7 protein-coding genes are annotated in these 8657 nt (G+C 51.0%); 3 read left to right on the top strand and 4 right to left on the bottom strand.

All coding sequences use genetic code 11. The features are described from left to right. The first annotated feature begins 485 nt into the window (after positions 1-485). From L3C95_RS23085 to rpsG, 3 genes are all read left to right on the top strand, one after another. Positions 486-776, top strand: coding sequence for a hypothetical protein (locus L3C95_RS23085; RefSeq protein WP_236391096.1), 291 nt, complete (start codon positions 486-488; stop codon positions 774-776). 131 nt (positions 777-907) lie between these two features. Next, complete coding sequence (rpsL, locus tag L3C95_RS23080; protein WP_012789278.1) at positions 908-1288, top strand: 30S ribosomal protein S12; 381 nt, start codon at positions 908-910, stop codon at positions 1286-1288. Positions 1289-1321: 33 nt separating this feature from the next. Then, the gene (gene rpsG / locus L3C95_RS23075; RefSeq protein ID WP_236391094.1) at positions 1322-1789 is read left to right on the top strand and encodes a 30S ribosomal protein S7; all 468 of its coding nucleotides are present in this window, start codon (positions 1322-1324) and stop codon (positions 1787-1789) included. A gap of 533 nt (positions 1790-2322) precedes the next feature. On the opposite strand, the gene L3C95_RS23070 is transcribed toward rpsG, so the two are convergent. The 4 genes from L3C95_RS23070 to L3C95_RS23055 are packed head-to-tail and all read right to left on the bottom strand — an operon-like array spanning position 2323 to position 8418. Then, positions 2323-6168: a hypothetical protein gene (locus L3C95_RS23070; RefSeq protein WP_236391092.1), complete on the bottom strand. Its 3846-nt coding sequence runs from the start codon at positions 6166-6168 to the stop codon at positions 2323-2325. Between the two features lie 30 nt (positions 6169-6198). Next, the gene (locus L3C95_RS23065; protein WP_236391090.1) at positions 6199-6675 is read right to left on the bottom strand and encodes a hypothetical protein; all 477 of its coding nucleotides are present in this window, start codon (positions 6673-6675) and stop codon (positions 6199-6201) included. Positions 6676-6715: 40 nt separating this feature from the next. After that, the gene (gene porV / locus L3C95_RS23060; protein ID WP_236391088.1) at positions 6716-7894 is read right to left on the bottom strand and encodes a type IX secretion system outer membrane channel protein PorV; all 1179 of its coding nucleotides are present in this window, start codon (positions 7892-7894) and stop codon (positions 6716-6718) included. Positions 7895-7914: 20 nt separating this feature from the next. Next, positions 7915-8418 carry a T9SS type A sorting domain-containing protein gene (locus tag L3C95_RS23055; protein WP_236391086.1) on the bottom strand — a complete coding sequence of 168 codons (504 nt, stop codon included), beginning with the start codon at positions 8416-8418 and terminating at the stop codon, positions 7915-7917. Positions 8419-8657 lie beyond the last annotated feature (239 nt).

The raw sequence follows: 8657 nt of genomic DNA, 5'->3' as shown, positions 1-8657 counted from the left end.
TGCAATAATCTGACGCCTAATCAGGCTCATTTAGCCAGTGGAGCATTAAAGCGAAGATGGATCGCTAAAAAGAAGGTAAAAACAACAGAAATAGCAGTGTAAAGCTTAATTTGCACATCTGTAAAGCTTAATTTGCGCATCTGTAAAGCAAATAATGAATTATTTCAATAACCTGTAAAGTCAATCCTGAAACTTCTTGCAAAAACTGTAAAGTTTTTCTGTACTAAGACAAGGTGGTTATTTTGCCGCTTTGATGCCGCTTTGATACCGCTAATCCTACGTTGATCCTACGTTCATGAACGTAGGATCAACGTAGGATTAGCGGTATCAAAGCGGTATCAAAGCGGACTAAAACCGAAGCTTAAAAGAGTAAATCTGCCCATAATGGGTGCAATTAGACAGGTTTGGTTGATTGTTCCGAACATTTTGTGGGAGAGTGGGCCAATAGGCTAGGCATTCACGGGGAAAAAATGCATCTTTGCAGGATGACACTTTCAGCTTTTCTGGACTCCCTCAGCCAGGATACGCCTCCCGCAGGCATCTCATCTTATCTGACCTCCCTTTGGTGGGAAGGTAAAGGAAACTGGCAAAAAGCGCATGATATAATAGAACACCTGGAAGACGATACAGCCGCCTGGGTGCATGCTTATCTTCACAGGAAAGAAGGGGACCGTGGCAATGCCCGTTATTGGTATGCCAGGGCAGGCCGGAAAATGCCGGAAGTATCATTAGACCAGGAATGGAAAGACATTGTGGCCGATCTGTCAGGTCACTAGCGGGGCCTCTCCAAAAAAATGTTTAAAACATTTTGTTATTAACATGGAGAAATGTACCTTTGCCCTCCCAAATTCCCATTCTGGGTGATTTGGATGTCATTGTAAACCGACAGAAAAAAAACTTAGGTAGAATGCCTACTATACAACAATTAGTAAGAAAAGGAAGAGAAATTATCCGGGCTAAATCCAAGTCCAGGGCTTTAGATAGCTGTCCTCAGCGTCGTGGTGTTTGTACTCGTGTGTACACAACCACTCCTAAAAAGCCTAACTCTGCGCTGCGCAAGGTTGCAAAGGTGCGTTTGACCAATAAAGTAGAGGTGATCGCTTACATCCCTGGTGAAGGACATAACCTGCAGGAACACTCCATCGTGCTGATCCGTGGTGGTAGGGTAAAAGATCTGCCAGGTGTTCGTTACCATATCGTACGTGGTTCCCTGGATACTGCTGGTGTGAAAGATAGAAAGCAGAGCCGTTCCAAGTATGGTACCAAAAAGGAAAAGGCTAAGAAATAATACATTTACAAATAGTTGAAATTTTTCAGATAAATGAGAAAGCAAGCTGCAAAAAAGATGCCTTTGGCTCCGGATCCGCGCTTTAACGACAAGCTGGTTACCAGGTTTGTTAACAACGTGATGGAACAGGGCAAAAAGAGCATTGCCTATAGGATATTTTATGATTCAATTGACAGAGTAAGCCAGATCACCGGTGAAAACGGTTACGAGGTTTGGAAGAAAGCTCTGGCAAACGTAACTCCTTCTGTAGAAGTTAGAAGCCGTCGTATCGGTGGTGCTACCTTCCAGATCCCTTCTGAGGTTCGTCCTGACAGAAAGATCTCCCTGTGTATGAAATGGTTAATCCGTTACGCTGGTGAAAGGAATGGTAAGAGCATGGCTGAGAAACTGGCTAACGAAATCGTAGCTGCAAGCAAAGGTGAAGGTGCTGCTTTCAAAAAGAAAGAAGATACTCACCGTATGGCTGAAGCTAACAAGGCATTCTCCCACTTCAGGATCTAAAATCTACTACCGCTTAAGGTAGATGGTTTATAAAGATATAAGGGAAACATCCTCCGGGCTATACCGGGGGATGTTCTCTTTTTTTGTGCCCGGTATGACCGGATACATATATCGTCTTATGGCTGGACTGCTGTAGAAAGAGCGGCCTGATTGTAAAAGGAGTGTCATTGGCAGGAGCATCGCCTTGAAGAAAGCATACGCCGTTAGGGCCGGTAGAAAGAGAATATACCAGGTATACGCTATGAGAGCACTTCCCATGCGAGGGCTTAAGCTATAGAGAGCAGGTACACGCTATGAGAGCATATGTCACACAAAAGCTTATGCTATAAGAAAGCAAGTAGACGCCAGGAGAGCATGTCGTACGAGAGCTTGGGTTATTGGAGAGCTCTATTGCCACAGGGATGGAGCAGTACTAAGGAACGATCATCTCCATTAGCGAATCTTCCAGTCTGAATACACACAGATAACTGAGAAATAAAACGGCCGGATAACATTCCGTCATCCAGCCGCTTTGAAGTTGTAGTACTTACTATTTATCTGACGTTAACCAATACCCTGATCTTCCCGGGACCTTCCCCATTAAAGTTTTCAAGGGCCTTACCAATTACCTGACCAGGTTTAACCTTATCCAGGTCTGCCTTCATTGCATGTCCTGCTTTGCTGGAAGTTACGAGCAGATCTCCCCTGCGGATAGGACCATTCTCGCCACATACTTTTGTAGGAATCACGCCTATAACACCCATTGGTACTTTATCATCCAGATCACTATCAATATCTTCCTCTGTTAATAGTACCCCCGGTTTGGTTGCATACACACCTGCTACCAGGGTGGAATACGGTTTGGAAGATAGCTCAACGGTTCTGTCGGCGTCTGCTGCTATTACCAGCACATCACCCGGACTATAAGCCTGCACATTTCCGGTCACATCAAATGCTTCCGCCACGTCAGCACCACTGTTCTGGGTACCGCCATTGAAGAAGCCTCTTCCTGCCTTATTAATGCGGGCTACATTAACACTGCTGCTCTGAAATACCGCAATACTACCTGACGGTCCCTGGTGGTTGATCAGCTGTGTAGCGCCGGTACCGGTAGTAGTGATGTGTACCACAGGCTGGGAGTTGGCATTGTTGAAATTGGCAAAGCGGCCGGCTTTACCTGTTCCGAAATTGGGCACGAAACCGGATATGGCGTTGCCAGATCCGTCGCAACTGGCCTCCACGCCGTCGCCATTGCCACCTGCATTGGCAGTGATAGCATTACCGGTACCTTCAGTCAGTGCAACAACCGCAGGGCCATTACCGCCAGGATTGGACGAATAGAACAGTCCCGCATAACCACCGGTGCCGGATGACTCACCAAATATACCTGCAGTGCCGAAGTTGGCGAACATTGAATTTACCTCTCCTTTTACTGCCGGAGATGTAGCCGTGGTCTTGTCTACCATAAAGTTGCCTGCTGTACCATTACCAACAGTCTTTACCGTAATGACGTCGTTTGTGTTGCTTTCATTAAAGATCTCGAATCTGCCTGCCCGGCCTGTAGAAAATGTAGGTACCCAGGCGTATAGGGCATTGCCGGCCCCGTCGATATTGGTCTCCACGCCATTACCATCTTTACCGGCATTGGCAGTGATAGCATTACCATTCCCGTCCGTCAGCGATATCAGGGCTGCGCCATTACCTGAAGGGTTGGAAGCATAAAAAAGCCCTGCGCGGCCACCCGTACCAGATGAAATACCGAAAATACCTGCTGCGCCAAAGTTGCCGAAGATGGTATTTACCTCTGCTCTTACGGCTGCACCTACACTATTAGTATTATTCAGGAGGAAAGAGCTGGCGTTACCGAGTGTGTTATCAGGAATATTACCATTGCCGTTACTAACTACCTCCAGGGTGTTTGCTTCTGTATTAGTCTGATTGCTGTTCTCAAACCTACCGGCCCGGCCAGTACTACCGCCTACGCCTACCTGTCCGAATACACCTATGCCGGTGTTACTGTTGTTGGTGGCAACGAAACCTCTTACACCATAACCTCCCCCGTCATTACGACCGACTACTGCACCTGTTGCATCTGAAGTGGTACGGCCTACAACGGCCTCACCGCCGCCATTATTATCACCCACCACGCCGGCTGAAGTCGGCGAGCTGGTAATGCCATGCAAACCAAAACCTGCAGCGGTGCTGCTACGTACGCCAGCCCCATTACCTGAAGTAGTTACATTGACCACAGTACCATTGCCTACCGATGAGACACTTAATGCGTTATTATTATTCGCATTGTTAAAAATAGATATGCTGGCGGGAATACCATTGTTTGAAGTGGCGGTCAGGCCTGTCCCGGTATTGCTATTTGCATATACGCCGATACCGTTGGCGGAAGCATTACCATATACGCCCAGACCGTTTGGTGTTACGCCATACACTCCCCATCCGGAGCCGTTCTGAGATCCATAAACACCCACACCCAGACCGCCGGTACCATTGTTGACTCCTCTTACAGCGGCCGAAAATCCGCCGGGAGAGGTGCTGGTTATCAGACCTCGCACCGCAGCAACATTGCTGGTGGTGGTATTGTTAACGCCTTCTATAGAAGTGCCGTCTCCGTCGTTGGTGATGGAAAACAGTGTGGCTGCGTTATTTTCGGTCGTAACGTATGGTAAAGAAAATCCGCCGCCACCCAGTGGAGAAGGCGTCCAGCTTGCACCATCGTATTTTAATATTTGTCCGGCGACAGGTGCTGCATTGGATACAGGTATATTTTGCAGACGAACTACATTCGGATTTGGATAAGTACCACCAAGATCACCTCCTGCAGCGCCTTCGGGAGGCAGGGAAGCTGGTATCACACCGGAAGCCAGTTTAGCGAGGGTGATAACACCGTCGGCTACTACAGGATTAGGGTAGGTACCGCTCAGATCACCGCCTGCGGGTACACCGTTAATATCGCCTGCAGGGCCAGCAGGTCCAACGGGGCCGGCGGGACCAACGGGACCTGCTGGGCCAATAGGTCCAATAGGCCCAACCGGACCGGCGGGACCGGGATCACCCTGTGCACCGGCAGGGCCAACGGGGCCAATAGGACCGACAGGGCCAACTGGACCCGGAGTACCAGCAGGGCCAGCGGGACCAACCGGGCCGATCGCACCGACGGGTCCAACAGGTCCAACAGGACCGATAGGGCCAACTGGACCCGGAGCACCAGCAGGACCAGCGGGACCAACCGGGCCGATCGCACCAGCGGGTCCAACTGGACCAACAGGGCCGGCGGGACCGGGATCACCCTGTGCACCGGCAGGGCCAACAGGCCCAATAGGACCGATAGGGCCAATGGGACCGGGAGCACCAGCAGGACCAACGGGACCAGCAGGGCCAATCGCACCAGCGGGACCAACAGGGCCCACAGGGCCGGCAGGCCCAGGATCACCTTGTGCACCGGCAGGTCCGACAGGTCCAATAGGACCCGGGGCACCAGCAGGGCCTACAGGACCAGCAGGGCCAGGATCACCTTGTGCACCCGCAGGTCCAATAGGGCCGATAGGGCCAATGGGACCCGGAGCACCAGCAGGGCCTACAGGACCAACAGGACCGATCGCACCAGCGGGACCCACAGGGCCCACAGGGCCGGCAGGACCAGGATCACCTTGTGCACCGGCAGGTCCGACAGGTCCAATAGGACCCGGGGCACCAGCAGGGCCTACAGGACCAGCAGGGCCAGGATCACCTTGTGCACCGGCAGGTCCAACAGGTCCAATAGGACCGATAGGGCCAACTGGACCCGGAGCACCTGCAGGACCTGCAGGACCAACCGGTCCGATAGCACCGGCGGGCCCAACGGGACCTATAGGACCGGGATTACCCTGTGCGCCGGCAGGACCAACGGGGCCGATAGGGCCAACTGGTCCCGCAGGTCCAGCTGCTCCCGCCGGTCCAGCCGGTCCTTGAGGACCAGCAGGACCCTGAGGACCTGCAGGACCGGGGTTACCGTTAGCCGCATAAAGGGCGTAAGGAACGCTCATTAGTTCTGATGCGCCCAGATTCACGAAACCGCTACCGGTATTCACTTCTACTTTCAGATATTGGTTTGCATTGGCCCAGGGTACGCCGGCAAAAGTGCCGGTGGTGGCATTCCCTTTACCAACTTTAACATTGAATAATCCGAGGGCACTGGTTGCCACCTCATGGGTTTCTTCATATTGCACAGGGCCGACAGCAGAACCGCCCAGAATGGAAATACGCACCGTAATATCCTTATTGGCAACCAGCGTACCGTTGGGGTTACGAACTACCGCCTGGTAATTTGTACCTGAAAGCCCGTTCTGGGCATAGGCACCGTAGCAGGTGGCGGCCAGGAGTATAAGCAGGAGATATAATTTCTTCATGACAATGTGTTTTGTATGCTTACAGGGGATTTACTGTTTCTTACGTTCGAATGATCTCTTTGCCGGGGCGGCGGTTGGAACGGCTCCTTTCGCCGGGGCAGTTATAATTGGAGGCGCTGTTTTTAACGGACTATTATTCCTCTCAGATTCATTGCCCTGTGTAGGGGGCGTTTGGGGTGCCGGCAAATTAACCTCTCTGGCTTTAATTGTTTTTACGGCCTCCGCAGCGCCGACATCTGAGGGGTTTTTACCTGTAGCTGCGCTGCCCGCCTTTAATGTATTGGCACTGCCCTGACGGGTATTGTGCTGGGGACGATAGTCTGTAAAGATCTGCTCCCGGGTGGTGCGGGCATCTTTTGTCTGAGCAGCCTGTTTATTTTCTTTTTGGCGCAGTGCTGAATAGTCCTGTTGGAATGAGGGGAACAATTTGTCCCGGGTACGCTGCTGTGCCTGGGTAGTGCCAAGGACTAAAAGGAGCAGCGTGACCAATAGCATATACGGTTTCATATGTTGGAGTTAATAGATATGTGAGTGATGAAAATGGTATCTATTGACGGTTTCCTGTGCCGATGTGATAGGCAACCGAAAATTTGAGGGTGCGTCGCTGATAAAGACTATTAGCCGTAGGCATGATATAAGCCATGTCTATGGAAACGCCTTTGATGCGGGTACCAACTCCGGCGGAGAAGTGTTGCCGGTAACCTTTTTGCGGATGCTCATAGAAGTAGCCGGTACGTATAAATAGCTGATGCTGGTAAGTGTATTCCATTCCTGCGGCTATTGAAAACTCACGGAGTTCTTCCTGGACACCGCCGGGAGCATCCCAGAACGAGGTAAACAGGGCTGATGTCATACTGCGGTTCGGATCTTTTCCATCCAGTATTTCCCCGGTGGGCTCTCCATTTGCATCCAGCTTATATGTAGGAGGGGTGGGGATAAGCAATTTATTGACATCTGCGAGCACGGTGAACTGATGCTCGACGGTATTGACAAATGAGTAGCCGCCACCGATGCGCAGGTTAGCAGGAAGAAAAGCCCTCCGGTTGTTATCATCGGTATAATTCAGTTTAGAACCAATGTTGGTAAAGGCAATACCCCAGCAGTAGCGGTTACCGGCAGGATCGTTCTTCGCGTAGTTCTGTGAGTAGAAGCCGATATCGCCCGCTACAGCGCTGGCGGGTTTTTGCTGGAGGCCGTTATAACTACCCTGGCCAAGATCACTGCGGATGTAACGGAGGGAGATGGCCAGTGAATAACGGGTCCCCAGTTTACGGGCATACGTTGCATCGATGGCATATTCTCTTGGCTTATAACGTTGCAGTTCAGTACCGTTATCGTCTCTGAAGATGAGCGTGCCATTGGTAAAATAGCGCATGGATACGCCAACGCCTTCGGTATTGTTATTGAAGTTCTTAAAGGCGGCGAGATAGCCCATGTTGGTACGCTGGTCGCTATTGTTGAGGTCCCACATCCAGGGTGAATAGGAAGCGCTGACACCCCAGTCGTCCGCAAAGACGATTTTAGCAGCATTACCAAACAGGGAGTTTGCATCAGCCTCCAGTCCGGTCATGGCATCGCCGGTGCCGCTGCTACGGGCATCAGGGTTCACCATCAGGAAGGCGGCCGCTGTATTGATCGCCTTGATCCCTTTTGTCTGCGCCGTTACGGACGTGCTATGGACAAGCATTCCGGTGGCACATAGCCATATGGTAAATTTTTTAATCATGATCGTTTGTTTTTGAGAGGTTATTGTATCACCAGTTTTTCCTGGTACATATGCCCACCTGCTTTCAGGATGACGGTATAGATACCAGCGGCGAATCGGTTGACGGGCAGCGTGATGAGGATCCTGCCCGCGCCATATGTCCGGGTCTCCTGGTGTACCAGCTGTCCACCGCTGTTGACAATGAGCAGTGCTACAGCATTGTTGGAGAGCAGGTCAAACTGGATCTTCAGGTTGGTGGATGCCGGATTGGGGTAAAGGAGCATGTTGACAACCAGTTCAGTACCTGCGGGAACAGGGGGAAGTTCTTCCGGTTGATGGAAGCCCTGGGTCAGGAGCATGTTCCCTTTCTGGAGGGAGCTGACGGTTATTTCGCCAATGGTGTACTGGAAGATGTAATTACCGGAGGAGCCTCCTCCTCCTGTACTGGCGTTTACCTGCCTGTTGAGTATGAGCTGGGCCCGGGCGGCCGGAACGCCACCGGCAGCAAGGCATAACAGCAGGAATCGTTTGTAGATAGTCCGCATTGAAGATATGTTTGGGGGTGAATTAATGACAACGGCAACAGCATCCCTGCATGACAATGACACAAAATAATTGGGGGTATGGGGTCAGGACATTAACATGATCATATACAAATATGTTTTAAAGGGGAAAAAAAGACAATGGGTAATTATTGGGTGGCGGAATTAATGTTAAAACCGGTAGCGGAAATTGGACAATTGGTTTTCAGGGAGATGTCAGCCTGCGGTCAGGTCGTGAAATT

Source organism: Chitinophaga filiformis, from assembly GCF_021646545.1.
In the GTDB taxonomy this organism is placed as follows: Bacteria; Bacteroidota; Bacteroidia; order Chitinophagales; family Chitinophagaceae; genus Chitinophaga; species Chitinophaga filiformis_A.
This window is presented reverse-complemented; position numbering and strand designations above follow the sequence as displayed.

Coding starts and splice junctions, on each gene's coding strand:
- rpsL (WP_012789278.1), top strand. CDS start 908: ATGCCTACTATACAACAATTAGTAAGAAAAGGAAGAGAAATTATCCGG.
- L3C95_RS23085 (WP_236391096.1), top strand. CDS start 486: ATGACACTTTCAGCTTTTCTGGACTCCCTCAGCCAGGATACGCCTCCC.
- rpsG (WP_236391094.1), top strand. CDS start 1,322: ATGAGAAAGCAAGCTGCAAAAAAGATGCCTTTGGCTCCGGATCCGCGC.
- porV (WP_236391088.1), bottom strand. CDS start 7,894: ATGATTAAAAAATTTACCATATGGCTATGTGCCACCGGAATGCTTGTC.
- L3C95_RS23065 (WP_236391090.1), bottom strand. CDS start 6,675: ATGAAACCGTATATGCTATTGGTCACGCTGCTCCTTTTAGTCCTTGGC.
- L3C95_RS23055 (WP_236391086.1), bottom strand. CDS start 8,418: ATGCGGACTATCTACAAACGATTCCTGCTGTTATGCCTTGCTGCCGGT.
- L3C95_RS23070 (WP_236391092.1), bottom strand. CDS start 6,168: ATGAAGAAATTATATCTCCTGCTTATACTCCTGGCCGCCACCTGCTAC.